Origin of the sequence: Burkholderia stagnalis (assembly GCF_039848545.1) — a bacterium.
GTDB lineage: Bacteria > Pseudomonadota > Gammaproteobacteria > Burkholderiales > Burkholderiaceae > Burkholderia > Burkholderia stagnalis.
Genome location: NZ_CP156685.1, coordinates 1,851,480 through 1,878,384, shown reverse-complemented (window position 1 = coordinate 1,878,384; position 26,905 = coordinate 1,851,480). Strand labels below are relative to the sequence as shown.

Here is a 26,905-nt window from a genome sequence, read left to right as displayed (position 1 = left end):
CATACCGTCAGTAGCGCGAACCCGGCAAAGTCGGTGTAACAGTTGCGGTAGGATGAACACCTTTCGAGCCACGGCCGTCGATCTCGCCCAGGATTCACACCCCGTCATCTCACACCGATGCCCCTCGACTACCCGACCCTCGATTCGCTGCGCACGCGCCATCCCGCCTGGCGCCTGTTACGCTCGGATCACGCGCCACTTATTGTCAGCTTCCTGCACCGCGTGTTCGTCGCACCGAACATGCGCGTGGTAGCGGCGCCGCTTCTTGCCGAAGCACTCGACGACGAACTTTACGCGTTACGCGAACAACTCGGCGACGGGGCCTTCCCGAAGCCTGCGCTCGAGTATCTGAACGATTGGGCCGGCCCTGAAAAGGGATGGTTGCGCAAGTTCTATCGCCAAGATTCTGATGAACCGCAGTTCGACCTGACACCCGCCGCGGAGAAAGCGATCGCCTGGCTCGGCACACTGACGGAACGCAGCTTTGTCGGCACGGAGTCGCGGCTCCTGACACTTTTCGAGCTGCTGCGGCAGATGGGCGAAGGTAGCGAGGCAAACCCGGAAAAGCGTCTCGCCGAGCTCCACGCGCGGCGCAGCCAGATCGACGCAGAAATCGCGCGCGTCGAGGCCGGTGACGTTCGGCTGCTCGACGATGCCGCGCTCAAGGACCGCTTTCAGCAATTCATGCAGATGGCGCGCGACCTGCTCGCGGATTTCCGTGAAGTCGAGCAAAACTTTCGGCTGCTGGACCGGCACGTACGCGAGCGGATCGCGCTTTGGGAAGGATCGAAGGGCGCACTCATCGAGGAAATCATGGGCGAGCGCGACGCGATCGCCGATTCGGACCAGGGCAGCAGCTTCAGGGCTTTTTGGGACTTCCTGATGTCGAGCCGCCGTCAAGAGGAACTCTCGGAACGGCTCGAGCGCGTCCTGGCGCTGCCGGCGATCTCCGAAATGAGGCCCGACGCGCGCATGCGGCGTGTTCATTACGACTGGCTGGAAGCGGGCGAGCATACGCAACGCACGATCGCTCAGCTTTCGCAGCAGCTTCGACGGTTCCTCGACGATCAAGCGTGGCTAGAAAACCGCCGTATCATGGACATCCTGCACGGCATCGAAACAAAGGCGCTTGCGCTGCGCGAAGCGCCCCCGCCAAGCGCCGTCATGGAGATCGAGACCGCGTCCGCTGACACCGAGCTGCCGATGGAACGCCCGCTTTACGTGCCGGCGCTGCGCCCTGTCATCGCCAACGTCGCCATCGAGACCGGCGAGGCGGACCTCGATGCCTCGCCGCTCTACACGCAGATCGTCGTCGATCGCGCGCGCCTCGCAGGCCACATCCGCCGATGCCTCCAGGATCGACCGCAAGTGACGCTTGTCGAACTGGCGGCCTCGCAGCCGCTCACGCATGGGCTCGCCGAGCTCGTCGCCTATTTGCAGTTGAGCGCCGAAGCCGGATCATTTCGCGCGACCGTCGATGAGACCATCACCGACACGATCGCGTGGCAGACGAACGACGCCGACGGAACCACGAGTGCCAAACGCGCGACGATGCCACGCGTGATTTTCACAAGGCAAAGATGACGCAAGAACAGCAAGCCTCGTCGCTTGGTCGAGGTAATTTGTCGACGGTTGCCATCGCGCTGCTCAAGGGCGTGATCTATCGCGATGAAAACGAGCGCCTCTGGGCCGCATTGCTCGAATTGCAGACGCATGTACGCGACTACGTCTCCGTGCTCGGCCTCGAGCTCGTCGTGGACGAGGCGGAAGGCTACGCCTTTGCGAAGAGCCGCGCCGAGCATGACACTGAACTCGATGCGGACCAGGCTAAGCTACCTCGGCTCGTCGCCCGGCGGCCACTCTCGTTCCCCGTGAGCCTGCTGCTCGCGCTGCTGCGAAAGAAGCTGGCGGAATGGGATGCTGGCGGCGGCGACACGCGGCTCGTCCTTTCGCGACAGGAAATCGTCGAGCTCGTACGCGTATTCCTTCCCGCGAGCACTAACGAGGCGCGCTTGGTCGATCAGATCGATACACACGTGAACAAGATCGTCGAGCTCGGCTTCCTACGCCGGATGAAGACCACGAGCGGGCCGCCCACATTCGAGGTGCGGCGTATTCTCAAGGCGTTCGTCGATGCACAATGGCTGCTCGATTTCGACGCGCGGCTGGCGAGCTATCGGATGCACCTTCAAGATCCGACGGTTTCGAACCGACAGGAGAATCGCGATGAATGAGCCGCGCACGCTCGGCCTCGATTTTGCCGCCGACGATACCCTGACCGGCTTTCGCCTCGAGCGGCTCGAGGTCTTCAACTGGGGGACCTTCGACGAACGGGTCTGGGTGCTGCGGGTCGATGGCCGCAACGGCCTGCTGACGGGAGACATCGGTTCCGGCAAGTCGACGCTCGTCGACGCCATCACGACCCTCCTCGTGCCTGCGCAGCGCATCGCCTACAACAAGGCGGCAGGCGCGGACAGCAAGGAACGGACGCTACGTTCGTATGTGCTCGGCTACTACAAGTCGGAGCGCAACGAGGTCACGGGGACGGCCAGGCCTGTGAGCTTGCGCGGCCATAACAGCTATTCAGTGATTTTGGGGGTGTTTCGTAACGCCGGGTACGATGCCACTGTCACACTCGCGCAAGTGTTCTGGATGAAGGACGCGCAGGCTCAACCCGCACGCTTCTTCGTCAATGCCGAACGCGATCTCTCGATCGCAGCCGACTTTTCGCGCTTCGGCACAGACATCGCGCAGCTACGCAAAAAGCTGCGTGGGCTGGGTGCCGAAATCGAAGATACGTTTCCAAAATACAGCGCCTGGTTCCGGCGACGCTTCGGGATCGAAAACGAGCAAGCGCTCGAACTCTTTCATCAAACGGTATCGATGAAATCGGTGGGCAATCTTACCGACTTCGTACGCAGCCACATGCTCGAGCCGTTCGACATCGCACCGCGCGTAGACGCGCTGATCACGCACTTCGACGATCTCAATCGTGCTCACGAGGCTGTACTGAAAGCCAAGCGCCAGGTGGAACTGCTGACACCGCTCGTCGATGACTGCAATCGCCACAGCGAACAAGGACACGTTCTCGAAGGCTGGCGAGCGTGCCGTGAAGCACTGAAGCCCTACTTCGCCGGGCTCAAGCTCAGCCTCATCGAGCGCCGCGTCCAATTGCTCGATGAAGATCATGCGCGTACGACCTCGCGAAAGGCGCGGCACGAAGAAGCGCGCGATCAGGCGCGCCAGCGCGTGGACGACTTGCGCCGCGCCGTGGCCGAACAAGGCGGCGATCGCATCGCACAGCTCGAGGTGGAAATCCGCGAGCACGAGCGAGAAAGCGCGCGTCGCCGCGAACGCACGCAACGCTATGTCGCCATCGTTACACTGCTCGGTGAAACCGAGGCCACGGATGAGGCCGCATTCGTTTCCCAGCGCCAACGTCTGGCCGCCCGGCGCAGTTCGCTCGTCGACGACGAAGCGCAACAGCAAAACGAGATTACCGAATGGAGCATGGCTTTTCGCGAAGGGAAAGCGCGGCGCGATCTGCTGGAGGACGAAATTGCGAGTCTGAAGGCTCGACGCAACAACATCCCGAAGGATCAAGTCGCGATGCGCTTGAACCTTTGCTCGGCGCTCGATCTGGAGGAGGACGCCCTGCCGTTTGCGGGCGAACTCATTCAGGTGCGCGAGACTGCGCGCGATTGGGAAGGCGCCGCCGAGCGCGTCCTGCGCAACTTCGGCCTGTCGCTGCTCGTGCCCGACGAGCACTATGCGAACGTCGCGGCGTGGGTGGATCGCACTCATCTCCGCGGGCGGCTCGTCTACTTTCGCGTGCGTTCTGAACGCGCCGCGCGAGCAGCCGAGACCATCGAGCTACACCGCCACTCTTTCGCACACAAGCTCGCGATCAAATCCGATTCGCTGTTCTATGGCTGGCTCGAGCGCGAAATCGGCCGCCGTTTCGACTATGCTTGCTGCGATACGCAGGAACAGTTCCGGCGCGAGACGCGCGCGATCACGCGCGCGGGCCAAGCGAAAGCGCCTGGAGAGCGTCACGAAAAAGACGACCGCCACGCGCTTGACGATCGCAGCCGCTACGTGCTCGGTTGGAGCAACACGGCCAAAATTGCCGCCCTCGAAGCACAACGGCGAGCGCTCGAAGTTCGACTGGGTGAGATCGGGCAAAGGCTCGGAGAAGCCCAAAACGAGCACGCCAAGGTGCGACAGCAACTTGAAGCACTCGCGCGTGCCGGCGAGTTCGTCGATTTTCGCGAAATCGATTGGTCCAACTGCGCAGCCGCGATCGCTCGTCTTGCGGACGAAAAGGCACGACTCGAATCGGCAAGCGACGCTCTCGCGGAGCTAACCGCTCAATTGGACTCGGCGCACGCGACGTTGAAAGAGCGCGAAGCAGCGATCTCGGAAACCGACTCGGAACTAGGCGGCATCCTGGCCAAGCGGGAGGCAGCGCAAGCGTTGCGCGACGAGACGCACGCGCTCGTTGCGGAAGTTCATGCCGAACTTGCCGAACGGATCGAGGCCCTGCGAGCGGAGATCCTCGGCGAACATCAGCTTTCCGTCGAGTCGTGCGACAACCGCGAGCGGGACGTGCGCGAGGCGTTGACAACCCGTATCGACAACGAAACGAAGTCGCTCGGCCGCCTTGCCGAGCGAGTCGTCAAGGCCATGGCCGCCTTCAAGGATGCCTACAAACTCGAAACTGCCGACTTCGATGCAAGCCTCGACGCGAGCTCGGAATACCGTGACATGCTCGCGCGGCTGCAAGCGGACGACTTGCCGCGCTTCGAAGCGCGTTTCAAGGAGTTGCTCAATGTCAATACGATCAACGAGATTGCCAACTTCCACGCCCAGCTCGCGCGCGAACGGGAGACGATCAAGGAGCGCATCGAACGCATCAACGAATCGTTGCGACAAATCGACTATAACCCGGGCCGATACATCGTCCTTGAAAGTCAGCCCAGCCCCGACGCGGAGATCCGCGAATTCCAGAGCGACTTGCGCGTCTGTACCGAGGGCGAACTCACGGGGTCGGACGATAGCCAATACTCGGAAGCCAAGTTCCTGCAAGTCAAACGCATCATCGATCGCTTCCGCGGCCGCGAAGGGTTGACCGAGCAGGATCGGCGCTGGCGCGCCAAAGTGACCGACGTGCGCAGCTGGTTTCTGTTCGCCGCCAGCGAGCGTTGGCGCGAGGACGACAGTGAATACGAGCACTACTCCGACTCCGGCGGTAAATCCGGTGGCCAAAAGGAGAAGCTCGCCTATACGATCCTTGCCGCGAGCCTCGCTTATCAGTTCGGCCTCGAATGGGGTGCCGCGCGTTCTCGATCGTTCCGCTTCGTCGTCATCGACGAAGCGTTTGGCCGAGGCTCCGACGAGTCGGCGCAGTACGGTCTCACATTGTTTCAAAAACTGAACCTGCAACTGCTGATCGTCACGCCGCTGCAGAAGATTCACATCATCGAGCCGTTCGTTTCGAGCGTCGGATTCGTTCAGAACGACGGGGGACGCGCCTCGAAGCTGCGCAATCTGTCGATCGAGGAGTACCACGCGCGCAAGGCGGAGTTCGGGCAATGAATTGGACAACGACCGCCGAGCTGTGCGTCCGCCTCCAGCGCCAATGGGAGCGCGGCGAATGGCTGCGAAGCCTCGTAGATGACACCGATGGGCTGTTCCCGCTACGTCTGTCGATAAAGGGCCCGAGTTCGTCCGAATTGGCCGAGCGCTTCGACGCAGTGCGCGCATGGATCGCGGAAATTGCCGCGACACCGCGCGTACGCATCGAATGGAGAGAAATCAATCATCGAATTCTCGGCCTGCAGCGTTTACCGCAAGCAGTCTGGATCGACAGCCTGGACGATGCGCTCGCTGTCGCCGGCAAGCGCCGCGACGCCGCGCGGTTCGAGCGGCTGCTCGAAATCACGCGCTCGCGCCAGCCGAAGCTCACCACGTGGCTTGCGCAGCGCCCGTTGCAAGCGCTCGAATTCGCCGACGATTGGGAACGAATGCTGGCAGTCGTCGATTGGCTGCAAGCCCATCCGCAGCCGGGCGTATATCTGCGGCAGGCCGAAATCGCCAGTGTCGACACGAAATTCATCGAAGCGCGGCGCGGCGTCCTCGCCCAATGGCTCGATCTCGTGCTGCCGTCCGAGGCAATCGACAGCAGCCGGACAGGCGCCGTCCAGTTCGCTGCTCGCTACGGGTTCCGAGAGAAGCCGCCTCGGATTCGATTTCGCGTGCTCGATGAGAGGCTCGCCGTTCTGCCCGGTTTGGGTCGGCCGGACATCGCACTCGATGCCGACAGCTTCGCGCGCCTCACATTGCCGTGCCGCCACGTGTTCATTACCGAAAACGAGATAAATTTCTTGGCATTTCCCGACGTTCCGCAGTCGATCGTGCTCTTCGGCGCGGGCTACGGTTGGGACGCTCTGGAGCCGGCGCGATGGCTGACAGACTGTGCGCTCCACTACTGGGGCGACATCGACACGCACGGCTTTGCCATTCTCGATCAATTGCGTTGCCGATTCCGGCACGTCGGCTCTTTCTTGATGGACCGCGCAACACTGATGGCGCATGAAGCATTCTGGGGAGACGAAGGCGATCAAGTCATACGCGATCTGCCGCGACTCACAGCACAAGAGCGCGAACTCTTTGACGACTTGCGTGACAACCGGATTCGCCATGGATTGCGGCTCGAACAGGAGCGCATCGGGTTCGGATGGGTCAGAGCTGCGTTGGAGGAGCGGACTTTCGTTTAGCCCGCCGCGTCTCGCATCACCCACCACTGCGAATGCAATGACCGCTCCGCCCCTACTCTTCGAGCTGCTTGAGTTGCTTTACCGCATCCGGGGCGTACTCGACGGAAAACGCGGCCATCAATCAGGCTTTGGTTTCGCGCATCTTGCGCTTCCCGGCTAACCGTTGGAGGGCCCGGTATCCCGTCAGCGCAAACGATGGACCGGCCCTCAAAGCATCGTACACGGGCGCAACCGTATTTCTGAGCCAAGACTCAACGGCCCGATGGCGGGCTGCCAGCGTCCGCAGACCGTCACGGATGACTTCGCTATCAGTAGCGCACTCTCCGCTCGCAACCTTTGAGCGAACCAGCTCGGCCAGTTCCGTGGGCAATGTGACGCTGAATTGCCGTGTCGAACGCACGATAGGCGTCCATGGTTGCGTAGGGTTAATCCTCCATCACGTACGCGAGGGGAGACCCCCGGCGGACTGTATCGCCGCCAGTTGAACAAGCACCGACGGCGATGGCTGTGCTATGTGATGTGCCGGTCGCGGTAACCGCGCGACAGCCCAGATCGGCGGGCGAGCGCGACCTGCTCACCGACCCGGCCCATTGACTTGGAAAAGGAAACCTTCCCAAATCTCACTCCCACTCGATCGTCGCCGGCGGCTTCCCAGAGATGTCGTACACGGCCCGGTTGATGCCGCGCACTTCGTTGATGATCCGGTTCGACACACGGCCGAGCAGCGCATACGGCAGGTGCGCCCAGTGCGCGGTCATGAAGTCGGTCGTCTGCACCGCGCGCAGCGCGGTCACGTAGTCGTAGGTGCGGCCGTCGCCCATCACGCCGACCGACTTCACCGGCAGGAACACCGCGAACGCCTGGCTCGTGAGGTCGTACCAGCTCTTGCCGACGTCGGCCTCGCCGCACAAGCCCGCTGCCGCATCCTGCGCGGTCGCGATGGTGTTGCGCAGTTCCTCGATGAAAATCGCATCGGCGCGGCGCAGCAGGTCTGCATACTCGCGCTTCACTTCGCCGAGAATCCGCACGCCGAGGCCCGGGCCCGGGAACGGATGGCGGTATACCATCTCCGGCGGCAGGCCGAGCGCGACGCCCAGTTCGCGCACTTCGTCCTTGAACAGGTCGCGCAGCGGCTCGAGCAGCTTCAGGCCAAGCGTTTCCGGCAGGCCGCCGACGTTGTGGTGGCTCTTGATCGTCGTCGCCTTCTTCGTCTTCGTGCCGCCCGATTCGACCACGTCCGGATAGATCGTGCCCTGCGCGAGCCACTTCGCGTTCGTGAGCTTCTTCGCCTCGGCCTGGAACACCTCGACGAACTCGCGGCCGATGATCTTGCGCTTCTGCTCCGGATCCGTCACGCCGGCCAGGTGGCCGAGGAACTGCTCCGACGCATCGACGTGCACGACCTTCGCGTGCAGGCGGCCCTCGAACATGTCGAGCACCATCTTGCCTTCGTTCAGGCGCAGCAGGCCGTGGTCGACGAACACGCAGGTCAGCTGATCGCCGATCGCGCGGTGGATCAGCGCGGCCGCGACGCTCGAATCGACGCCGCCCGACAGGCCGAGGATCACTTCCTCATCGCCCACCTGCTCGCGAATGCGCGCCACGGCTTCCTCGATGTGGTTGCGCATGATCCAGTCCGGCTTCGCGCCGGCGATGTCGTGCACGAAGCGCTCGAGCAGTTGGCGGCCCTTCACGGTGTGCGTGACTTCCGGGTGGAACTGCACCGCGTAGTAGCCGCGCGCCTCGTCGGCCATGCCGGCGATCGGGCAGCTCGGCGTCGACGCCATCAGCTTGAAGCCCGGCGGCAGCTCGGTGACCTTGTCGCCGTGGCTCATCCAGACCTTCAGCATGCCGTGGCCTTCGGCCGTCTTGAAATCCTCGATGCCGTCGAGCAGGCGCGTGTGACCGTGCGCGCGCATTTCCGCGTAACCGAACTCGCGTTGGTCGCTCCACTCGACCTTGCCGCCGAGCTGCACGGCCATCGTCTGCATGCCGTAGCAGATGCCGAGCACCGGCACGCCGAGATCCCACACCGCCTGCGGCGCGCGCAGCTGGTGGTCTTCGTAGGTGCTGGCATGGCTGCCCGACAGGATCACGGCCTTCGGCGCGAACTCGCGGACGAATTCGTCGGACACGTCGTTCGGGTGGATTTCGCAGTAGACGTGCGCTTCGCGCACGCGCCGCGCGATCAGTTGGGTGACTTGCGAACCGAAGTCGAGAATCAGGATTTTGTCGTGCATGGCTGCGGACGGGAAGAAGAACAAACGGATAAGAAAAGCAGCGCATCGCGCGCTGCGTCAAAAGCATGGACAGCGGCGTCGGGCGGGGATGGCGCGCGACGCATGGCGGTCAATCCTGCATCGGCGGACGTTCGTCCAGCGCGACGTCGCTCGACGCGTTGCCGGATGCGGCCGGCGCGGAAGCCGCGGGCGTCGCCGCCGGCACCGCGACCTGGCCGATGACCGGCTCGGCGCGCCGCGGCGCAACCGCCACCGGCTCGGCCGGCCGCTTCGCCGCGCGGGCGTCGGGCGCTGGCGCGGCCTGCGCCACCTGCGCCTTTTCGCGCCGCCGCACCGCCGCGGCAAGCCGGACGCCGCCGAGGCCGAGCACGAACAGCACCGCGCCCGCCACCGCCGACAGCAACTGGCCGGCCGCCGCGAGCGCCGGGCCGTGCGAGCCGATCGCCCACACCAGCGTCAGCACGCCGATCAGCCAGTTCACGTGGCCGACCGCGCGCGCGACGGGCGCCGTCAGGTCGCCATTGACCGCCGCATGCGCGGCGAGCCACGCAAGGCCCAGCAGCGCGATGCCGAACGCCTGGCCGAGCATCGCCGGCTCGACGTTCGCCAGTTGCAGCGCGCTGAACAGCGCGCGCCACGGGGTCAGCACGAACAGCACGCCGAACCCGAGCATCAACAGCGCATCGACGACGAGCACGGCTCGCAGCAGCGGTTTCATCGGCGCTCAGTCCACGTGGTAGTTCGGCGCTTCCTTCGTGATCTGCACGTCGTGCACGTGCGACTCGCGCATGCCCGCTGCGGTGATCTGGACGAATTCCGCCTTGTCGTGCAGCTCGTCGATCGTCCGGCAGCCGCAGTAGCCCATGCTCGCGCGCACGCCGCCGACCAGCTGGAACAGGATCGCGTTGACCGAACCCTTGTACGCGACGCGGCCTTCGATGCCTTCCGGCACGAGCTTGTCGATGTTCGCGGAGTTGTCCTGGAAGTAGCGGTCTGCCGCGCCGTCCTTCATCGCGCCGACCGAACCCATGCCGCGGTACGACTTGTACTGGCGGCCCTGGTACAGGAACACGTCGCCCGGCGCCTCTTCGGTGCCCGCGAACATGCTACCCATCATCACCGCGTTCGCGCCGGCCGCGAGGGCCTTCGACACGTCGCCCGAGAAGCGCACGCCGCCGTCGGCGATGCACGGCACGCCCGTGCCCTTCAGCGCTTCGGCGACGTTCGCGATCGCGCTGATCTGCGGCACGCCAACGCCCGCGACGATCCGCGTCGTGCAGATCGAGCCGGGGCCGATGCCGACCTTCACCGCGTCCGCGCCGTATTCGACCAGCGCCTTCGCGGCCGCGGCCGTCGCGATGTTGCCGCCGATCACCTCGACGTGCGGGAAGTTCTGCTTGACCCAGCGCACGCGCTCCAGCACGCCCTTGCTGTGGCCGTGCGCGGTATCGACGACGATCACGTCGACGCCCGCCTGCACCAGCAGCTCGACGCGCTCTTCGTTGTCCGGGCCGACGCCGACCGCCGCGCCCGCGCGCAGCTTGCCGTGCTCGTCCTTGCAAGCGTCGGGGTGCTCGGTCTGCTTGGTGATGTCCTTGACGGTCATCAGGCCGCGCAGCTCGAATGCGTCGTTGACCACCAGCACGCGCTCGAGGCGGTGGCTGTGCATCAGCGCCTTCGCTTCGGCGAGCGGGGTGCCTTCCTTGACCGTCACGAGGCGATCGCGCGGCGTCATGATCGATTTGACGGGTTCGTCGAGGCGGGTTTCGAAACGCAGGTCGCGGTTCGTGACGATGCCGACGAGCTGCGGGCCTTCGACGACCGGGAAGCCCGAGATGCCGTGCTGGCGCGACAGCGCGATCACGTCGCGCACCTTCATTTGCGGCGGCACCGTGATCGGGTCGCGCACGACGCCCGATTCGAAACGCTTGACCTTCGCGACTTCGCGGGCCTGTTCGGCCGGCGTGAGGTTCTTGTGGACGATGCCGACGCCACCCTGCTGCGCCATCGCGATCGCGAGGCGACCTTCGGTGACCGTATCCATCGCGGCGGACACGAGCGGCATGTTCAGGGAGATGTTGCGGGTCAGCTTGGTCTTGAGGCTGGTGTCGCGCGGCAGAACGTCGGAGAAGGCCGGGACGAGGAGCACATCATCGAAAGTGAGTGCTTTTTGGATCAGACGCATGGCAAATCCTATGGGCGCAAAAGCGAATTATACGCGATGTGCCGTTGAATTTCACAACACGAACAAAGGCTTAGGCGGTTTTCTGGTGGTTGGAGGGCCGAATCGTTCGGATCGCCGTTCGGGTCGTTTTCGATCCGGTTTCGTTTTGGGTGGCGGCATGTCCGTTCGCGCCGGCGCCGGTTCCGGCCGATTTTGGCCGATTGCGGGCGATTGCGGCCGGGCCCGCGGCGTCACGCGAGCCCGGCCGCACGCGCAACCAGCCACGCACCCGCCCCGAGCGCACCGCCCCCGACGAGCCGCGCGGCCCGCGCGCCGTCCGGCGCGAGGCGCTCGGCGGCGATGGCGGCCGTCGCGACGGCCATCACGCGCGGGTCCATCACGCCCGCCGCGAGCGCGGCCGCCATCAGGTTCGCGCAGCACCCGCCGCAGTGGAGGCCGAGCCGCAGGCCGTGCCGCCATGCGGCCCACGCGTCCGGCGACGCCGGGCGCACGTGCGCGGGCGCGCCCCGGCAGCACGCAAGGCGACGCGCCTTCCAGCGCGTGAACTGCACCGCGCCCGCGCCCAGCACCGCGGCGCCCGCCGCGAACGGCACGGCCTGCGCGAACGCGGGCAGCCGGATCGCGGCCGCCGCCAGCGCGGTGCCGGCCGCGAACACGGCCACGCCAGCCAGCGCCCACACGGCAAAATACCCGGCGCCCGCAAGCGCAGTCAGCCACGCGGCGCGCGCGGTGCCGGCCACCGCTGCGATCGCCTGCCGGTAGCGCCACAGCATCGGCGCCAGCGCAGGCAGCATCATCGCCGCCGTCATCGCGCCCCACATGCCGAGAAACGCCGCGGCGGCCCTCGTCCAGGCAAGGCCGCACGGTCGCGCCCACGCCATCGACATCGTCCAGCCGCCGGGCATCGGCACGCCGCCCATCGCGGCCATCGACACGCACTGCGCGACCGTCACCACACCCACGCCCGCGAACAGCACGGCCAGCACGCCGAAGCAGGCCGTGCGTCGCCGGCAAGCGGGCCCGGCCACCGTCGACAGCCACATCGCACCCTCCCGCCATTCACCCGACCCCGGCTCAACGCCGTTCGTATTCGTCGTGCCGACGCCACCAGACGCCCTGTTCGTTGCGCCCCTTCGGCGCGCGGTCGAGCCACTGGTACATGCCCCACAGGCCGTCGAGGCCGCGCGCATAGGTCGAATAGGTGTGATAGACCACGCCATCCTCGAGCACGAACGCGCTCATGCCGGGCCGGTCAAGCGAATACGTGGCGGCGTCGGTGCCGCAGGTCGCCGCGAAGCGGGCCACGGGCTCGGGCGGCGGCGTCAGGTCCATCGCATGGCCGGCTCGCCGGTAGTTGTATTCGAGCTCGCCCGTGCGCTGCTGCGCGGCGGTGAACGACACGTTGAAGTCGAAGTTGAAGTCGCTGTCGACCGACGACGCCCACGGAAACGTCCAGCCCATGCGCTGCCGGTAGGCCAGCAGCTTCGCGAGCGGCGCGCGCGACACCGCGGTCAGCGTGACGTCGTGGTTCGCCAGATGGACCGCGAAGCCGTCGAAGCCATCGGCGAGCGCCGAGCACGACGGGCACCCGGCCGTGTAGTCGGGCCCGAACATGAAGTGATAGACCAGCAATTGCGAGCGACCGCCGAACAGGTCCGCGAGCGTCGCCGGGCCGCCTTCGGTGTCGAACCGGTAGGTCTTGTCGACCCGCACCCACGGCAGCGCCTGGCGTTGCCGCGCCAGTTCGTCGCCCTGTCGCGTCAGCGCCTTTTCCGCGTCGAGCAGCGTGCGCCGCGCCGCCAGCCATTCGTCGCGGGTTCCGGTGAGATGCGTCGTCATCGTTCGTCCCTCCTGTCGGTGTCCTGCATTGCAAGCCCCGCGGCCGGCACGGCGTGCCGCGCGGGGTTCGTGGTGCTAGATTAGTGCCGGGCTACGAACGACGGGAGTGACAAGTGTGGCGGGATTCGGATGGATGCGCTGATTACCGCCGCGGCCCGCGCACTCGCCGCCGGTGATCCGCTCGGCGCGCTGAACCGGGTCGCATTGCGCGACGATGCGCCCGCGCTCGCGCTACGCGGCATCGCGATGGCGCAGCTCGGTGACTTCGCACGCGCGAAGGCGCTCGTGCGCAGCGCCGCGCGCGCGTTCGGCCCGAAGGAGGCCGTGGCGCGTGCGCGCTGCGTCGTCGCGGAAGCCGAGATCGCGTTCGCGTCGCGCGATCTCCACTGGCCGGCCAAGGCGCTCGACGCAGCCCGCGCGACGCTCGACGCGCATGGCGATCGCGTCAATGCCGCGCACGCGCGCTATCTCGATGTGCGCCGCCTGCTGCTGCTCGGGCGTCTCGACGACGCCGAGCGCGTGCTGGCCGGCATCGACCCCGCGCCGCTGCCTGCGGCCTCGCGCGCCGCGCACGCGCTCGTCGCCGCGGGCATCGCGATGCGGCGCATCCGCGCCCAGGCGGCACGCGCGGCGCTTGCCCGCGCGCGGCAAGCCGCGCACGACGCCGGCATCGCCGCGCTGACGGCCGAGGTCGACGGCGCCCGCCGCATCCTCGACGCACCGGCCGCACGGCTGATCGCGCGCGGCGACGCGCGGCCCTTGCTGCTCGACGAAGTGGAGGCGCTGCTGGCGTCGAACGCCGTCGTCGTGGACGCATGCCGCCATGCCGTGCGCGACGCGGGCATGACGATCCCGCTCGCGCGGCGGCCGGTGCTGTTCGTGCTCGCCCGCGCGCTCGGCGAGGCATGGCCGGCGGACGTGCCGAGGGATGCGCTCGTCGCCGCCGCGTTTCGCGCGAAACACGCGGACGAATCGCATCGCGCGCGCCTGCGCGTGGAGATCGGCCGGCTTCGCGCGCTGCTCCGTCCGCTCGCGAACGTCACCGCGACGCCGCGCGGATTCGCGCTCGCGCCGCACGGTGCACGCGAGGTGGTCGTCCTCGCGCGCCCGGTCGACGAGCAGCATGCGACGGTGCTCGCCCTCCTCGCCGATGGCGAATCGTGGTCGAGTTCCGCGCTGGCGCTCGCGCTCGACGCCAGCCAGCGCACGGTGCAGCGCGCACTCGACGCGCTCGCGCAGGCCGGCAAGGTGCAGGCGCTCGGCCGCGGGCGGGCGCGCCGCTGGACGACGCCGCCCGTCCCCGCATTCGCGACGACCTTGTTACTCCCTGCCCCGCTGCCCGGCGACTAGGATGTCGTTACCCAACGACGAGGATGCCGACATGAAACACACCCCCGCAGACATCATCCGCGAATACGGCCCGTTCCCGGGCGTCGACGGCGTGCACGGCGTCACGTTCGACGGCCGCAACGTGTGGTTCGCGTCCGGCGACCGGCTGAACGCGCTCGACCCCGACAGCGGCCGGACGGTGCGCTCGCTCGACGTTGCCGCGCATGCGGGCACGGCGTTCGACGGCCGGCACCTGTTCCAGATCGTCGAGAACCGCATCGAGAAGATCGATCCGCAGACCGGCCAAGTGCTCGCGACGATCCCCGCGCCGGGCAACGGCGGCGACTCGGGGCTCGCGTGGGCCGAAGGGGCGCTGTGGGTCGGCGAGTATCGCGCACGCAAGATTCATCAGATCGATCCGCAGACGGGCGCGCTGCTGCGCACCATCGAATCGAACCGTTTCGTGACGGGCGTGACCTGGGTCGACGGCGAGCTGTGGCACGGCACCTGGGAGAACGATGCGAGCGAGCTGCGGCGCATCGACCCGCAGTCGGGACAGGTGCTCGAACGCGTCGAGATGCCGCCGGGCGTCGGCGTATCGGGGCTCGAATCCGACGGCGGCGACCGGTTCTTCTGCGGCGGCGGCAGCAGCGGCAAGGTGCGGGCCGTGCGCCGCCCCGCTCGCGGAGTGCAGGAATGAACAAGACGATACCCGGCCAGCCCCGCTAAGATGCGCGCTCATCAGCAATTCAGCCGGAGAAGTCGATGCAGCGCGGTGTGGTGTATGGGGTATTGGCGGGGGCCCTGTGGGGCATGGTGTTCCTGGTCCCGAGACTGTTGACCGACTTCTCGCCGCTGCTGCTGAGCGCCGGGCGCTACGCGATGTACGGCCTCGTGTCGGTCGCGGCCGCGCTGCCGGCCGCGCGCTCGCTGCTCGCGCGCCTCACCCGCGAGGATTTCGTCGCGCTCGTGAAGCTCGCGCTGATCGGCAACGTCGCGTACTACATGCTGCTGTCCGGCGCGGTGCACCTGATCGGCATCGCGCCGAGCTCGCTGATCGTCGGCGTGCTGCCCGTGACGGTCACGCTCGCCGGCCTCGGCGACCACGGCGCGGTGCCGCTCAAGCGGCTCGCCGGCCCGCTCGCGCTGGTCGTCGCGGGCATCGCCTGCATCAACGTCGATCTGTTCACGTCCGAGGCCGCGCAGGCGACGACGCTCGCGCAGAAGCTCGCGGGCATCGCGTGCGCGGCGGGCGCACTCGCAAGCTGGACCTGGTACGCGGTGGCGAACGCACGCTACCTGCAGCGCCACCACCATTTCGACGGCAACGATTGGTCGGTGCTGTGGGGCGTCGTGACCGGGCTGATCGGCGGGCTGTGCTGGCTCGCGATCCTCGCGCTGCCGGCCGGCACGGTGCAGCAGGCGCTGCCGGCGTCGCGCTGGCAGCTGTTCTGGCTGCTGAACCTCGGCCTCGCGATCGGCGCGTCGTGGCTCGGCAACGGCTTGTGGAACGCCGCGTCGAAACGGCTGCCGCTCACGCTGTCGGGCCAGCTGATCGTGTTCGAGACCGTCTTCGCGCTGCTGTACGCGTTCGTCTACGACCATCGCCTGCCGCGCGTGCTCGAGATCGCGGCGCTCGTGCTGCTGCTCGCGGGCGTCTACGGCTCGGTGCGCCAGCACAGCAACACGCACTCCGACGACGATCCGCTGAACGCGAACCTCACCGCGCACTGAGCGCGGCGGGTTTCATCGGATGAATGGCGAGCGAATCGCGGGCTTCAGCGCGACGCGATTCGCGGCAGCGGGCTACAGGTGACGTGTCAGCGCGAATCCTTGTGCTGCCACTTGCGGCCCTCGACGGAGCCCGCGCGGCGGGTTTTCTCGACGCGGCGCTGGCGCGCGACCTTCGGGTCGACGATCAGCGGCCGGTAGATCTCGACCCGATCGTGGTCGGCAAGCGGCGCGTCGAGCGGCGCGAGCTTGCCGAATACGCCGGTCTTCGCGTGGTCAAGATCGATCTCCGGATGCAGCGCGAGCACGCCGCTCGCGTCGATCGCATCGCGGACGGTCGCGCCGTCCGGCAGCGTCACCGGGATCAGCGACTGGCGCTCCGGCAGCGCGTAGCAGACTTCGATCGACAGCATCGCGTCACCCCTTCCCGTAGCGCTGGTCGGCGCGCTTGACGAACGAGTCGACGAACGTGTTCGCGATATGGTTGAACACCGGCCCGATGATCTTCTCGAGCAGGATGTTCGAGAACTCGTAATGCAGCGAAAACTCGATCTTGCATGCGTCGGCGCGCAGCGGCGTGAAGCGCCACGAGCCGGTGAACTTCTTGAACGGGCCGTCCGCGAACTCCATGTCGATCCGCGTCGGGCGCTGCTGCGAGTTGCGGGTCGCGAAATGCTGCCGGATGCCCTTGAAGTTGATGTCGATGCGCGCCTCCATCCCGTTCTCGTCCTGGCGGCGAATCTCGATACCGCCGCACCAGGGCAGGAAATTGGGGTAGTCGGCCACGTCGGTGACGAGGTCGAACATCTGTTCCGCCGAGTGACGGATCAATACGGTTTTCTGGACATCTGCCATAAATCGCGCGGCATCGCAAAGGTGAGAACGCAAGCCGGGCGATTCCCGCCCCGCTTTGCTAAAATCGTGATTTTAAACGAGTTGGCCCGATCCTTTCATGAGCATCATCGACAACAGGAAAGCGCACTTCGATTACCACATCGAGGAACGCTACGAGGCGGGGCTCGTGCTCGAGGGCTGGGAGGTCAAGGCGTTGCGCGCCGGCCGCGGCCAGATCAAGGAAGGCTACGTGGTCGTGAAGAACGCCGAGATCTTCCTGATCGGCACCCACATCAGCCCGCTGCCCGAAGCCTCGACGCACATCAAGCCCGACCCGGTGCGCACCCGCAAGCTGCTGCTGCATGCCGAGGAGATCAAGAAACTGATCGGCAAGGTCGAGCAGCGCGGCTACACGCTCGTGCCGCTGAACTTCCACTACAAGGGCGGCCGCGTAAAATGCGACATCGGCCTCGCGAAAGGCAAGAAGCTGCACGACAAGCGCGAAACCGAGAAGAAGCGCGACTGGGAGCGCGAGAAGGCGCGCATCATGCGCGCCGGCACCTGACGCGCACCGCCACGACCACACATGCAACGGCCCGCTCGAAGCGGGCCGTTGTCGTTTCATTCGGCGGATAGCGAAAACCGGAGGCGAATACGAATGCCTGCGCCTGATCAGGCGGCAATTCGCCGCACCCTCGCGGCCCCGGGCGCCGCCGCCGCGATCCCGCCGATCAAGCCTTGCCGGCCGGCGCACCGGAGGCCGCCGGCGTCGCGCGCTTGACGATCGACAGCGCCGACGCGATCGCGGTGCCGAGATCCGACAGGTTCGACGGCACGATCAGCGTGTTGCCCTGCTTCGCGAGATTCGAGAACGCGCCGACGTACTGCTCGGCGACCTTCAGGTTCACCGCGTCCATCCCGCCCTGCGACTGGATCGCGTTGGCGATCTTCTGAATCGCCTGCGCATTCGCCTCCGCCACCGCGAGAATCGCGGCCGCCTCGCCCTGCGCCTGGTTGATCGCCGCCTGCCGCTCGCCTTCGGATTTCTGGATCGCCGCCTCGCGCGCGCCGGATGCGAGGTTGATCTGCTCCTGCTTGCGGCCTTCCGATGCGGCGATCAGCGCGCGCTTTTCCCGCTCCGCGGTGATCTGCGCCTGCATCGCGTGCAGGATTTCCTTCGGCGGCGTGAGATCCTTGATCTCGTAGCGCAGCACCTTCACGCCCCAGTTCGCCGCGGCCTGGTCCAGCGCCGACACGATATTGTGGTTGATGAAATCGCGCTCCTCGAACGTCTTGTCGAGCTCGAGCTTGCCGACCACCGAACGCAATGTCGTCTGCGCGAGCTGCGTGATCGCGAGCACGAAGTTGCTCGACCCGTACGACGCCTTCATCGGATCGGTCACCTGGAAATACAGCACGCCGTCGACCTGCAGCTGCGTGTTGTCGCGCGTGATGCAGACCTGGCTCGGCACGTCGAGCGGAATTTCCTTCAGCACGTGCCGGTACGCGATGCGGTCGACGAACGGCAGCACGATGTTCAGGCCCGGCGACAGCGTCGCGTGATAGCGCCCGAAGCGTTCGAGCACCCACGCGTGCTGCTGCGGCACGATCTTCACCGTCTTGGAGACGATCACGACGGCAATGACGAGCAGGACGACCCAGATGATCAGCGAGTCCATGAAGCGTTCCCTCCTTGTTGTCAGCGGACGATCAGACCGCGGGTTTCGCTACGACCACGAGACAGTTGCCGCGCACGGCGCTCACCTGGTAGAGGCGCGCGTCGTCGCGTTCGCCGTCGGCCAGCTCGACATCCCATTCGGCGCCGCGATACTGCACGCGCGCGCGGCGATCGCGCCAGGCGTCGACCGTGACCGTCGCGCCGATATCGAGATTGATGTCCGGATTGGCCGATGCGTCGCGCTTCTGCCTGCGCCCGAGCCCCGAGCGGCGCAGCACGATCATCGCGGCGATCGCCACCCCGGCGGCGGCCGCGAACTGCAGGTGCGGCGGGAAGCCGGCCACCTGCAGCAGGCCGCCGGCGAGGAAGCCGAGCGCGATCATCAACAGATTGAACGTGCCGGTCAGCAGCTCGCCGACAACCAGCACGCCCACCCCGATCCACCAGAACAGTTGCCCTGACATTGTGTGGTCTCCTACAAGCAAAAACACCCCGGTGCTTACCGGGGTGTTTATAGCATGAACCTTGCGGTTTGCCTTCAGCGGGCGGGCGCATGCGCCGCCCGCCGGAGAACCGTTGCCGACCTTACTTGCGGTTGGCGAGCGCCTGCCACGTATCGATGATCGTGTCCGGGTTCAGCGAGATCGACACGATGCCTTCGTCGGTCAGCCATTGCGCGAAGTCCGGGTGATCGGACGGGCCCTGGCCGCAGATGCCGACGTACTTGCCCATCTTGCGGCAGGTGTCGATCGCACGCTTCAGCAGGAACTTGACCGCCGGGTCGCGCTCGTCGAAGTCGACTGCGAGCAGTTCCATGCCCGAATCGCGATCGAGGCCGAGCGTGAGCTGCGTGAGGTCGTTCGAGCCGATCGAGAAACCGTCGAAGTGTTGCAGGAACTCTTCGGCGAGGATCGCGTTGGTCGGCACTTCGCACATCATGATGAGGCGCAGGCCGTTTTCGCCGCGCTTCAGGCCGTACTTCGCGAGCAGGTTCACGACGCGCTCCGCCTGCTTCACGGTCCGCACGAACGGCACCATGATCTCGACGTTGCTCAGGCCCATCTCGTCACGCACGCGCTTGAGCGCGAGGCACTCCATCTCGAACGCCTGCGCGAAGTCGTCGGCGATGTAGCGCGACGCGCCGCGGAAGCCCAGCATCGGGTTTTCCTCGTCCGGCTCGTAGCGCGAACCGCCGATCAGCTTCTTGTACTCGTTCGACTTGAAGTCGGACATGCGCACGATCACGGGCTTCGGGTAGAACGCCGCGGCGATCGTCGCGATGCCTTCCGTCAGCTTGTCGACGTAGAACGCACGCGGCGACGCATGACCGCGCGCGACGCTCTCGACCGCCTTCTTCAGATCCTGGTCGATGTTCGGGTACTCGAGGATCGCCTTCGGGTGCACGCCGATGTTGTTGTTGATGATGAACTCGAGACGCGCGAGGCCGACACCGGCGTTCGGCAGCTGCGAGAAGTCGAACGCGAGCTGCGGGTTGCCGACGTTCATCATGATCTTCACCGGGATTTCCGGCAGTTCGCCGCGCTGCACTTCGGTGACTTCCGTCTCGAGCAGCCCGTCGTAGATCTTGCCTTCGTCGCCTTCCGCGCACGACACGGTGACGAGCGCGCCGTCCTTCAGCACGTCGGTCGCGTCGCCGCAGCCGACCACCGCCGGCACGCCGAGCTCACGCGCGATGATCGCCGCGTGGCAGGTCCGGCCGCCGCGGTTCGTGACGATCGCGGCCGCGCGCTTCATCACCGGCTCCCAGTTCGGGTCGGTCATGTCGGCCACCAGCACGTCGCCCGGCTGCACGCGTTCCATTTCCGACGGATCCTGGATCACGCGCACGGGGCCCGCGCCGATCTTCTGGCCGATCGCGCGGCCCGTCGCCAGCACCTGCGACTGGCCCTTCAGCTTGAAGCGCTGCTCGGCCTTGCCGCTCGCCTGGCTCTTCACCGTTTCCGGGCGCGCCTGCAGGATGAAGATCTTGCCGTCGCGGCCGTCCTTGCCCCACTCGATGTCCATCGGGCGCTGGTAGTGCTTCTCGATGATCACCGCGTACTTCGCCAGCTCGATCACGTCAGCGTCGGTGATCGAATAGCGGTTGCGCTGCTCGTGCGGCACGTCGACCGTCTTCACGCGGCCCGGCTCGCCCGGCTGCGTGAACTCCATCTTGATCAGCTTCGAGCCGATCGAGCGGCGGATGATCGGGTACTTGTCCTCCGCGAGCGTGGTCTTGAACACATAGAACTCGTCCGGGTTCACCGCGCCCTGCACGACGGTTTCGCCCAGGCCATAGCTCGACGTGATGAACACGGCGTCCTTGAAGCCCGATTCGGTGTCGATCGTGAACATCACGCCGGCCGCGCCAACGTCCGAGCGCACCATGCGCTGCACGCCGGCCGACAGAGCAACCTCGGCATGCGTGAAGCCCTTGTGGACGCGGTACGAGATCGCGCGGTCGTTGTAGAGCGACGCGAACACGTGCTTCATGCGGTCGAGCACGTCCTCGATGCCGACGACGTTCAGGTACGACTCCTGCTGGCCCGCGAACGATGCGTCGGGCAGGTCTTCCGCGGTCGCGGACGAACGCACGGCGAACGACAGCTCTTCCGGCGAGCTGGCCTTCAGGATCTCGAACTGGGCACGGATTTCCTCTTCCAGGCGCGGCTGCATCGGCGCGTCGACGATCCACTTGCGGATCTCGGCGCCGGCTTCGGCGAGCGCCTTCACGTCGTCGATGTCGAGCGACTCGAGACGTTTCGCGATGCGGTCGGTGAGGTCGTTGTGCGTGAGGAAATCGCGAAAGGCGAGCGCGGTCGTGGCAAAACCGGTGGGAACGCGCACGCCTGCCTCGGCAAGCTGGCTGATCATCTCGCCGAGCGACGCATTCTTGCCGCCGACGATCTCCACATCGGTCATCCGCAACTGCTCGAACGGAATTACATACGCCTGGTCCTTTGCGACGTTTGCTGCGTTAGTCATACAAGCCCCTAAGTGTGAAAAAAATACTCGATCGCGCAAGTGGGCTTGAACGCGGGCGCTTGCAAAAAGGCGCGGCGCGTCTTGTGCAACCTGTTAGATAAACAATCGCGGATGCGGAAATCTTTCGACCCGAATTACAAAAATCCCGGCAGAAGGGCGAAATTTGAAGACAGATCGCCGAACTTGCCGGGAATTTTTGGTCGGTCGCGGCAGGCTCGCCGCGCGTGTCGCGCGCCGCCCCCGCAATTGCTTATCCAACAGGTTGCCGCTATTCTACCGTGCCGGCTGCCGGATGTGGCGCGACCTTGTCATTGCGTCTGGAATGCGGCCTCCAGCCCGCGCAACCGCCCTTCACGTTCGACGTCCAGATTCATGCTGCCTACCGTTTTCATCGTCTCCGACGGCACCGGGATCACTGCCGAGACCTTCGCGCATTCGATCCTCTCCCAGTTCGACCAGAAATTTCGCCTCGTGCGCGTGCCGTTCGTCGACTCGCTCGACAAGGCCTATGCGACCGTCGAGAAAATCAACGAAGCCGCCGTGCACGACGGCCGCCGCTCGATCGTGTTCACGACGCTCGTCGACAGCGAGTCGAACGAGATCGTCAAGCGCTCGAACGCGCTCGTGCTCGACATGTTCCAGCGCTTCGTCGAGCCGCTCGAGCAGGAACTGCAGCTGAAGTCGAGCCACGCGATGGGCCGCGGCCACCAGAACGCGGACACCGAGGAATACAAGACGCGGATCGAGGCGATCAACTTCTCGCTCGCGCACGACGACGGCCAGTCGAACCGCAACCTGTCGGAAGCCGACGTGATTCTCGTCGGCGTGTCGCGCAGCGGCAAGACGCCGACCAGCCTGTACCTCGCGATGCAGTACGGCGTGAAGGCAGCGAACTATCCGCTGATTCCGGAAGATTTCGAGCGCGGCAAGCTGCCGTCGGCGCTGTCCACGCACCGCGAAAAGCTGTTCGGGCTGTCGATCGATCCGCAGCGCCTGTCGGAGATCCGCAACGAGCGCCGCCCGGGCAGCAAGTACGCAGCGCCCGAGAACTGCCGCTACGAGATCAACGAAGCCGAGGCGATGATGCGCCGCGAAGGCATCAAGTGGCTGTCGTCGACGCACAAGTCGATCGAGGAGATCGCCACGACGATCCTGCAGGAAATCCGCCTCGACCGGCAGTCGTACTGATCGCGCGCGGCCCCGCGGGGCTGCCGCCGGAATGAGCAAAGGCCGCGTTCGACGCGGCCTTTTTCATGTCGGGAAAACGGGGGAGCGATGCCGGCGCGTCACGCGCCCCGCTGCTGCCGGCACTGCTCGAACAGGCAGACGGCCGCCGCCGCCGCGACGTTGAGCGACTCCATCCCGCCCGGCTGCGGAATCGTCACGCGATGGGTGGCCGCGTCGCGCCAGAATGCCGACACGCCGGCGCCCTCGTTGCCGAACACCCAGACGACCGGCCGTGCGAGGTCGCAGTCGTAGATCGCCTGCGCGCCATGCGAATCGGTCAGCGCGACCGGCACGCCGATCCGCTCGGCGAGCGCGCCCGCTTCGACGTCCTCATGGATCGACAGCAGGAAATGCGCGCCCATGCCCGAGCGCAGCACCTTCGACGACCATGCATACGCGGTGCCCGGCGCGCAGAACACGTGTTTCACGCCTGCCGCCGCCGCGCTGCGCAGGATCGAGCCGACGTTGCCGGCGTCCTGCACGCCGTCGAGCACGACGGAGGTCTCGGTCACGCGCGCGGGCAGCGCATGGGACGGCCGGTCGACGAGCAGCAGGAAGCCGACGCCGTTGACCACGTTCGACAGTTGTCCGAACAGCGCATCGGGCAGCGTGACGAGCCGGTGCGCGTCGATGCGCGCGACGATCGCCTGCGCTTCCGCGTGGCCCAACGCGCCTTCGGTCGCGACGCACAGTTCGGGCGTCGCACCCGTATCGAGATACGCGCTCGCGAGATGGAAACCTTCGAGCAGCGCCTGGCCGCTGCGGCGCTGATGCGGCGTCGACCCGGCAAGCGCCTTCAGGCGCTTGTACAGCGGGTTGTCGCGGGAGGTGATGACTTTCATTGACTCAGGTGAAGCGTCGCGCGCACCGGCGCGAACGAGCGTCGATGCGCTTCGCACGGGCCGTGCTCGCGCAATGCGGCAAGGTGTTTCGCGGTGCCGTAGCCCGCATGCACGTTGAAGCCGTAGACGGGGAAGCGTTCGTGCAGGTCGACCAGCATCCGGTCGCGCGTGACCTTCGCGAGAATCGACGCGGCCGAGATGCTCGGCACCAGCGCGTCGCCGCTGACGATCGCCTCGGCGCGCACCGACAGCGTCGGGCAGCGGTTGCCGTCGATCTGCGCGAGCGTCGGCACGACCGCGAGCCCTTCGACCGCGCGCTTCATCGCGAGCATCGTCGCGTGCAGGATGTTCAGCGTGTCGATTTCCTCGACGCTCGCCGACGCGATGCAATAGGCGTGCGAACGCGCGACGATCAGCTCGTACAGCGCGTCGCGCTTCTTCGCGGAGAGCGCCTTCGAATCGTCGAGCCCATCGATCGGCTGCGCGGGATCGAGGATCACCGCAGCGGCCACGACCGGGCCCGCAAGCGGGCCGCGCCCGGCCTCGTCGACGCCGCAGACGATCTCATCGGGCCGGCTGAAGTCGAAGCCGCCCTGCGCGTCGGCCGGCGCGCGGCGACGCGGTGTGCGTGCTGCCGTCATGCGCGCCCCTTGCGCTGTTCGAGCACGCGGACCACCGCCTCGGCGGCTTTCGCGGCCGTGTTCTGCCGCAGCGAATGATGCATTTCGGTGAAGATCTCGGTGAGCGTGCGGCGGTTCGCGTCGTCGCGCAACTGCGTAAGCGTCGCATCGGCGAGCGCCTCGGGCGTCGCGAAATGCTGCAGCAGCTCCGGCACGACGAAGCGCCCGGCCAGGATGTTCGGCAGGCCGACGTATGGCAGGTAGCCCTGGCGGCGCATGATCTGGCCGGTCAGCCAGGGCACCTTGTACGAGATCACCATCGGCTTCTTCAGCAGCGCGGCTTCCAGCGTCACGGTGCCGCTCTTCACGAGGATCGCATCGGCCGCGGTCATCGCGACCTGCGAGCGGCCTTCGGTGATCGTCAGCGCCAGTTGCGGATGCGCGTCGACCAGCGGCTGCAGCAGCTCGCGCAATGCCGGCGTCGCCGCCGGCATCACGAAGCGCACGCCCGGCTCGCGCTGCTGCATCAGCGCCATCGCCGCGAAGAAGGTCGGGCCGATCAGCGCGATTTCCGAGCGCCGGCTGCCGGGCAGCACGGCGATCACCGGGCCGTCGGCCGGCAGCCCGAGCGCAATGCGCGCGCCGTGCGTATCGGGTTCGATCGGGATCTCGTCGGCGAGCGGATGGCCGACGTAGGTCGACGCGATGCCCGCCTTGTCGAGAATCGCCGGCTCGAACGGGAACAGGCACAGCATGTGGTCGACCGACTTGACGATCTTCTTGATCCGGCCGCCGCGCCAGGCCCAGATCGACGGGCACACGAAGTGGATCGACGGGATGCCCGCATCGCGGGCGGCCTGCTCGACGTTGAAGTTGAAGTCCGGCGCATCGACGCCGATGAACGCGTCGGGCCGCTCGGCGAGCAGCTGGCGCTTCAGTTCGCCGCGAATGCGCAGGATGTCCGGAATCTGGCCCAGCGCCTCGACGTAGCCGCGCACCGTCAGCTTGTCCATCTGCCAGTGCGAGTCGAAGCCCTGCGCGATCATCCGCTGGCCGCCGATCCCGTAATACCGGGCCGACGCCGGCAGCCGCTCGCGCAGCCCGCCGAGGAGCGACGCCGCGAGCAGGTCGCCCGACGGCTCGCCCGCCACCATCGCGAGCCGGAGCTGATTGGTCGGGAGCGGCATCGCTTAGCGGATGATGCCGCGCTGGGACGCGTCGATGAACGTGACGAGCGCCTTGACCGGCGCGTCGCCGTCGCCGCCGGCTTCCGCCAGCTCGCGCAACTGCACCTTCGCCTCCTCGAGCGACAGGCCGTTCTTGTACAGCAGCCGGTACGCGCTGCGCAGCGCCGAGATCGCATCGGCCGAGAAGCCGCGGCGGCGCAGCCCTTCGACGTTGATGCCGTGCGGCTCCGCCTTGTTGCCGGCCGCGATCACGAACGGCGGCACGTCCTGCACGAGCGCCGACGCGCCGCCGAGCATCGAGTGCGCGCCGATGCGCACGAACTGGTGCACGCCGGACATGCCGCCGACGATCGCCCAGTCGCCGATCTCGACGTGCCCGGCCATCTGCGCGTTGCTCGACAGGATCACGTGGTTGCCGACGCGGCAATCGTGACCGATGTGCACGTACGCCATGATCCAGTTGTCGTCGCCGAGCGTCGTCACGCCGGCGTCCTGCACCGTGCCGGTGTGGATCGTCGTGAATTCGCGGATCGTGTTGCGGTTGCCGATCACGAGCCGGGTCGGCTCGTCCTTGTACTTCATGTCCTGCGGGCGGCCACCGACCGACGCGTAATGGCCGATGCGGTTGTCCTCGCCGATCGTCGTGTGACCTTCGATCACGCTGTGCGAACCGACCGTGGTGCGCGCGCCGATCGTGACGTGCGGACCGACGATCGCGTACGGGCCGATCTCGACCGATTCGTCGATTTGCGCACCCGGCTCGACGATTGCGGTGGGATGAATCCTGGTCATGCGCCGTTGCCTCTCAATGTGATGTGTCGCGTTGCGTTGCGTGCGGCGACGCTCAGGGCGCCGCGTCGGTCGTCTTGACCGTGCACATCAGCTCGGCTTCCGCCGCGACCTTGCCGTCCACTTCCGCCACCGCCTTGAACTTCCAGATGCCGCGGATATAGCGTTCGAACGTCACGTTCAGGATCAGCTGGTCGCCCGGCTCGACGACGCGCTTGAAGCGTGCGCCATCGATGCCGACGAAGTAGTACAGCGTGTTCTCCGGATCCTTCGGCTGTTCTTCGGCGAAGGTCAGGAGCGCGGCAGCCTGCGCGAGCGCCTCGAGAATCAGCACACCCGGCATCACCGGCCGCTTCGGGAAATGCCCCTGGAAGAACGGCTCGTTGATCGACACGTTCTTCAGCGCCTTGATGCCTTTGTGCGGTTCGAGTTCGAGCACGCGGTCGACGAGCAGAATCGGGTAGCGATGCGGCAGCAGCGTGAGGATCTTGTGGATGTCGAGATTGATTTTTTCAGTGCTCATGATGGTTCGTCTCACGCAGAGGCTGCGCGGTGGTGAAGCAGATGCTGATGCGGGCCGTCGCCCGGCCCTGTCGGTTGAACCGGGCGACCTGCGCTGTCCGTGCCCGGTTCATGATGT

The 26,905-nt window shown here is 66.3% G+C and carries 24 protein-coding genes; 9 read left to right on the top strand and 15 right to left on the bottom strand.

What is annotated here, in order from left to right:
- The first annotated feature begins 117 nt into the window (after positions 1–117).
- From ABFO07_RS08835 to ABFO07_RS08820, 4 genes are read left to right on the top strand one after another with little or no spacing between them, the layout of a single operon-like run.
- Entirely contained in the window at positions 118–1,584 is a 1,467-nt protein-coding gene (locus tag ABFO07_RS08835) for a DUF3375 domain-containing protein (RefSeq protein WP_347466925.1), read from the top strand.
- Positions 1,581–2,234 carry a DUF4194 domain-containing protein gene (locus ABFO07_RS08830; protein ID WP_060017015.1) on the top strand — a complete coding sequence of 218 codons (654 nt, stop codon included), beginning with the start codon at positions 1,581–1,583 and terminating at the stop codon, positions 2,232–2,234. The genes ABFO07_RS08835 and ABFO07_RS08830 overlap by 4 nt, the downstream gene beginning before the upstream one ends.
- Positions 2,227–5,598, top strand: coding sequence for an ATP-binding protein (locus ABFO07_RS08825; RefSeq protein ID WP_060017013.1), 3,372 nt, complete (start codon positions 2,227–2,229; stop codon positions 5,596–5,598). The genes ABFO07_RS08830 and ABFO07_RS08825 overlap by 8 nt, the downstream gene beginning before the upstream one ends.
- Positions 5,595–6,779, top strand: coding sequence for a Wadjet anti-phage system protein JetD domain-containing protein (locus ABFO07_RS08820; protein WP_060017011.1), 1,185 nt, complete (start codon positions 5,595–5,597; stop codon positions 6,777–6,779). Before ABFO07_RS08825 ends, ABFO07_RS08820 begins: the two co-directional genes overlap by 4 nt.
- A gap of 620 nt (positions 6,780–7,399) precedes the next feature.
- Here the strand turns inward: ABFO07_RS08820 and guaA are convergent.
- The 5 genes from guaA to ABFO07_RS08790 form a co-directional block, all read right to left on the bottom strand.
- Positions 7,400–9,019, bottom strand: a complete 1,620-nt coding sequence (gene guaA, locus ABFO07_RS08810; RefSeq protein WP_059809586.1) for a glutamine-hydrolyzing GMP synthase — start codon at positions 9,017–9,019, stop codon at positions 7,400–7,402.
- Between the two features lie 109 nt (positions 9,020–9,128).
- Positions 9,129–9,737, bottom strand: a complete 609-nt coding sequence (locus tag ABFO07_RS08805; protein ID WP_322231004.1) for a hypothetical protein — start codon at positions 9,735–9,737, stop codon at positions 9,129–9,131.
- Between the two features lie 6 nt (positions 9,738–9,743).
- Positions 9,744–11,204, bottom strand: coding sequence for an IMP dehydrogenase (guaB, locus tag ABFO07_RS08800; protein ID WP_059563450.1), 1,461 nt, complete (start codon positions 11,202–11,204; stop codon positions 9,744–9,746).
- Between the two features lie 230 nt (positions 11,205–11,434).
- On the bottom strand, positions 11,435–12,247 hold the full coding sequence (locus ABFO07_RS08795) for a DUF2182 domain-containing protein (RefSeq protein WP_060028417.1): 813 nt from the start codon (positions 12,245–12,247) through the stop codon (positions 11,435–11,437).
- Positions 12,248–12,278: 31 nt separating this feature from the next.
- Positions 12,279–13,043, bottom strand: a complete 765-nt coding sequence (locus tag ABFO07_RS08790; protein WP_347466921.1) for a DUF899 domain-containing protein — start codon at positions 13,041–13,043, stop codon at positions 12,279–12,281.
- A gap of 129 nt (positions 13,044–13,172) precedes the next feature.
- Between ABFO07_RS08790 and ABFO07_RS08785 the strand changes: the two genes are divergently transcribed.
- The 3 genes from ABFO07_RS08785 (at position 13,173) to ABFO07_RS08775 (ending at position 16,106) form a co-directional block, all read left to right on the top strand.
- Positions 13,173–14,393 (top strand): hypothetical protein, encoded by a 1,221-nt coding sequence (locus ABFO07_RS08785; protein ID WP_059885164.1) that lies wholly within the window; start codon positions 13,173–13,175, stop codon positions 14,391–14,393.
- 31 nt (positions 14,394–14,424) lie between these two features.
- Positions 14,425–15,072: a Vgb family protein gene (locus ABFO07_RS08780; RefSeq protein ID WP_059809840.1), complete on the top strand. Its 648-nt coding sequence runs from the start codon at positions 14,425–14,427 to the stop codon at positions 15,070–15,072.
- Between the two features lie 65 nt (positions 15,073–15,137).
- Complete coding sequence (locus tag ABFO07_RS08775) at positions 15,138–16,106, top strand: DMT family transporter (RefSeq protein WP_059563454.1); 969 nt, start codon at positions 15,138–15,140, stop codon at positions 16,104–16,106.
- 86 nt (positions 16,107–16,192) lie between these two features.
- Here the strand turns inward: ABFO07_RS08775 and ABFO07_RS08770 are convergent, their stop codons facing one another.
- Positions 16,193–16,516, bottom strand: coding sequence for an RnfH family protein (locus tag ABFO07_RS08770; RefSeq protein ID WP_059563455.1), 324 nt, complete (start codon positions 16,514–16,516; stop codon positions 16,193–16,195).
- A 4-nt stretch (positions 16,517–16,520) separates the two neighbouring features.
- On the bottom strand, positions 16,521–16,958 hold the full coding sequence (locus ABFO07_RS08765; RefSeq protein ID WP_059563456.1) for a type II toxin-antitoxin system RatA family toxin: 438 nt from the start codon (positions 16,956–16,958) through the stop codon (positions 16,521–16,523).
- A gap of 97 nt (positions 16,959–17,055) precedes the next feature.
- Between ABFO07_RS08765 and smpB the strand changes: the two genes are divergently transcribed.
- Positions 17,056–17,502 (top strand): SsrA-binding protein SmpB, encoded by a 447-nt coding sequence (gene smpB, locus ABFO07_RS08760; protein WP_017331942.1) that lies wholly within the window; start codon positions 17,056–17,058, stop codon positions 17,500–17,502.
- 166 nt (positions 17,503–17,668) lie between these two features.
- Here smpB and ABFO07_RS08755 read toward each other — a convergent pair whose 3' ends face one another.
- From ABFO07_RS08755 to ppsA, 3 genes are all read right to left on the bottom strand, one after another.
- Positions 17,669–18,616 carry an SPFH domain-containing protein gene (locus ABFO07_RS08755; protein WP_059563457.1) on the bottom strand — a complete coding sequence of 316 codons (948 nt, stop codon included), beginning with the start codon at positions 18,614–18,616 and terminating at the stop codon, positions 17,669–17,671.
- Positions 18,617–18,647: 31 nt separating this feature from the next.
- The gene (locus tag ABFO07_RS08750) at positions 18,648–19,079 is read right to left on the bottom strand and encodes an NfeD family protein (RefSeq protein WP_059563458.1); all 432 of its coding nucleotides are present in this window, start codon (positions 19,077–19,079) and stop codon (positions 18,648–18,650) included.
- 121 nt (positions 19,080–19,200) lie between these two features.
- Complete coding sequence (gene ppsA / locus ABFO07_RS08745; RefSeq protein WP_060017003.1) at positions 19,201–21,600, bottom strand: phosphoenolpyruvate synthase; 2,400 nt, start codon at positions 21,598–21,600, stop codon at positions 19,201–19,203.
- 372 nt (positions 21,601–21,972) lie between these two features.
- On the opposite strand from ppsA, the gene ppsR reads away from it, so the two are divergent.
- Entirely contained in the window at positions 21,973–22,788 is an 816-nt protein-coding gene (gene ppsR / locus ABFO07_RS08740) for a posphoenolpyruvate synthetase regulatory kinase/phosphorylase PpsR (protein ID WP_017331946.1), read from the top strand.
- Positions 22,789–22,886: 98 nt separating this feature from the next.
- Here the strand turns inward: ppsR and ABFO07_RS08735 are convergent, their stop codons facing one another.
- Genes ABFO07_RS08735 through fabZ form a run of 5 tightly spaced genes read right to left on the bottom strand, consistent with a single transcriptional unit; the run spans position 22,887 to position 26,788 of the window.
- Complete coding sequence (locus ABFO07_RS08735) at positions 22,887–23,669, bottom strand: TrmH family RNA methyltransferase (RefSeq protein WP_017331947.1); 783 nt, start codon at positions 23,667–23,669, stop codon at positions 22,887–22,889.
- Positions 23,666–24,310: a ribonuclease HII gene (gene rnhB, locus ABFO07_RS08730; RefSeq protein ID WP_059563460.1), complete on the bottom strand. Its 645-nt coding sequence runs from the start codon at positions 24,308–24,310 to the stop codon at positions 23,666–23,668. The genes ABFO07_RS08735 and rnhB overlap by 4 nt, the downstream gene beginning before the upstream one ends.
- Entirely contained in the window at positions 24,307–25,476 is a 1,170-nt protein-coding gene (gene lpxB / locus ABFO07_RS08725; protein WP_059563461.1) for a lipid-A-disaccharide synthase, read from the bottom strand. The genes rnhB and lpxB overlap by 4 nt, the downstream gene beginning before the upstream one ends.
- A 3-nt stretch (positions 25,477–25,479) precedes the next feature.
- Positions 25,480–26,268: an acyl-ACP--UDP-N-acetylglucosamine O-acyltransferase gene (lpxA, locus tag ABFO07_RS08720; protein WP_059563462.1), complete on the bottom strand. Its 789-nt coding sequence runs from the start codon at positions 26,266–26,268 to the stop codon at positions 25,480–25,482.
- 52 nt (positions 26,269–26,320) lie between these two features.
- Entirely contained in the window at positions 26,321–26,788 is a 468-nt protein-coding gene (gene fabZ / locus ABFO07_RS08715; protein WP_017331951.1) for a 3-hydroxyacyl-ACP dehydratase FabZ, read from the bottom strand.
- Between the last annotated feature and the right edge of the window lie 117 nt (positions 26,789–26,905).

What these genes read in the sequence shown, in the direction of transcription:
- ABFO07_RS08805 (WP_322231004.1), bottom strand. Translation starts at nt 9,737, where the DNA reads ATGAAACCGCTGCTGCGAGCCGTGCTCGTCGTCGATGCGCTGTTGATG.
- ABFO07_RS08835 (WP_347466925.1), top strand. Translation starts at nt 118, where the DNA reads ATGCCCCTCGACTACCCGACCCTCGATTCGCTGCGCACGCGCCATCCC.
- guaB (WP_059563450.1), bottom strand. Translation starts at nt 11,204, where the DNA reads ATGCGTCTGATCCAAAAAGCACTCACTTTCGATGATGTGCTCCTCGTC.
- ABFO07_RS08735 (WP_017331947.1), bottom strand. Translation starts at nt 23,669, where the DNA reads ATGAAAGTCATCACCTCCCGCGACAACCCGCTGTACAAGCGCCTGAAG.
- ABFO07_RS08770 (WP_059563455.1), bottom strand. Translation starts at nt 16,516, where the DNA reads ATGCTGTCGATCGAAGTCTGCTACGCGCTGCCGGAGCGCCAGTCGCTG.
- ABFO07_RS08820 (WP_060017011.1), top strand. Translation starts at nt 5,595, where the DNA reads ATGAATTGGACAACGACCGCCGAGCTGTGCGTCCGCCTCCAGCGCCAA.
- ppsA (WP_060017003.1), bottom strand. Translation starts at nt 21,600, where the DNA reads ATGACTAACGCAGCAAACGTCGCAAAGGACCAGGCGTATGTAATTCCG.
- ABFO07_RS08830 (WP_060017015.1), top strand. Translation starts at nt 1,581, where the DNA reads ATGACGCAAGAACAGCAAGCCTCGTCGCTTGGTCGAGGTAATTTGTCG.
- ABFO07_RS08750 (WP_059563458.1), bottom strand. Translation starts at nt 19,079, where the DNA reads ATGTCAGGGCAACTGTTCTGGTGGATCGGGGTGGGCGTGCTGGTTGTC.
- ABFO07_RS08825 (WP_060017013.1), top strand. Translation starts at nt 2,227, where the DNA reads ATGAATGAGCCGCGCACGCTCGGCCTCGATTTTGCCGCCGACGATACC.
- ABFO07_RS08765 (WP_059563456.1), bottom strand. Translation starts at nt 16,958, where the DNA reads ATGGCAGATGTCCAGAAAACCGTATTGATCCGTCACTCGGCGGAACAG.
- smpB (WP_017331942.1), top strand. Translation starts at nt 17,056, where the DNA reads ATGAGCATCATCGACAACAGGAAAGCGCACTTCGATTACCACATCGAG.
- ABFO07_RS08775 (WP_059563454.1), top strand. Translation starts at nt 15,138, where the DNA reads ATGCAGCGCGGTGTGGTGTATGGGGTATTGGCGGGGGCCCTGTGGGGC.
- ABFO07_RS08755 (WP_059563457.1), bottom strand. Translation starts at nt 18,616, where the DNA reads ATGGACTCGCTGATCATCTGGGTCGTCCTGCTCGTCATTGCCGTCGTG.
- ABFO07_RS08780 (WP_059809840.1), top strand. Translation starts at nt 14,425, where the DNA reads ATGAAACACACCCCCGCAGACATCATCCGCGAATACGGCCCGTTCCCG.
- ABFO07_RS08795 (WP_060028417.1), bottom strand. Translation starts at nt 12,247, where the DNA reads ATGTGGCTGTCGACGGTGGCCGGGCCCGCTTGCCGGCGACGCACGGCC.
- ABFO07_RS08785 (WP_059885164.1), top strand. Translation starts at nt 13,173, where the DNA reads ATGGATGCGCTGATTACCGCCGCGGCCCGCGCACTCGCCGCCGGTGAT.
- rnhB (WP_059563460.1), bottom strand. Translation starts at nt 24,310, where the DNA reads ATGACGGCAGCACGCACACCGCGTCGCCGCGCGCCGGCCGACGCGCAG.
- fabZ (WP_017331951.1), bottom strand. Translation starts at nt 26,788, where the DNA reads ATGAGCACTGAAAAAATCAATCTCGACATCCACAAGATCCTCACGCTG.
- lpxA (WP_059563462.1), bottom strand. Translation starts at nt 26,268, where the DNA reads ATGACCAGGATTCATCCCACCGCAATCGTCGAGCCGGGTGCGCAAATC.
- ppsR (WP_017331946.1), top strand. Translation starts at nt 21,973, where the DNA reads ATGCTGCCTACCGTTTTCATCGTCTCCGACGGCACCGGGATCACTGCC.
- guaA (WP_059809586.1), bottom strand. Translation starts at nt 9,019, where the DNA reads ATGCACGACAAAATCCTGATTCTCGACTTCGGTTCGCAAGTCACCCAA.
- lpxB (WP_059563461.1), bottom strand. Translation starts at nt 25,476, where the DNA reads ATGCCGCTCCCGACCAATCAGCTCCGGCTCGCGATGGTGGCGGGCGAG.
- ABFO07_RS08790 (WP_347466921.1), bottom strand. Translation starts at nt 13,043, where the DNA reads ATGACGACGCATCTCACCGGAACCCGCGACGAATGGCTGGCGGCGCGG.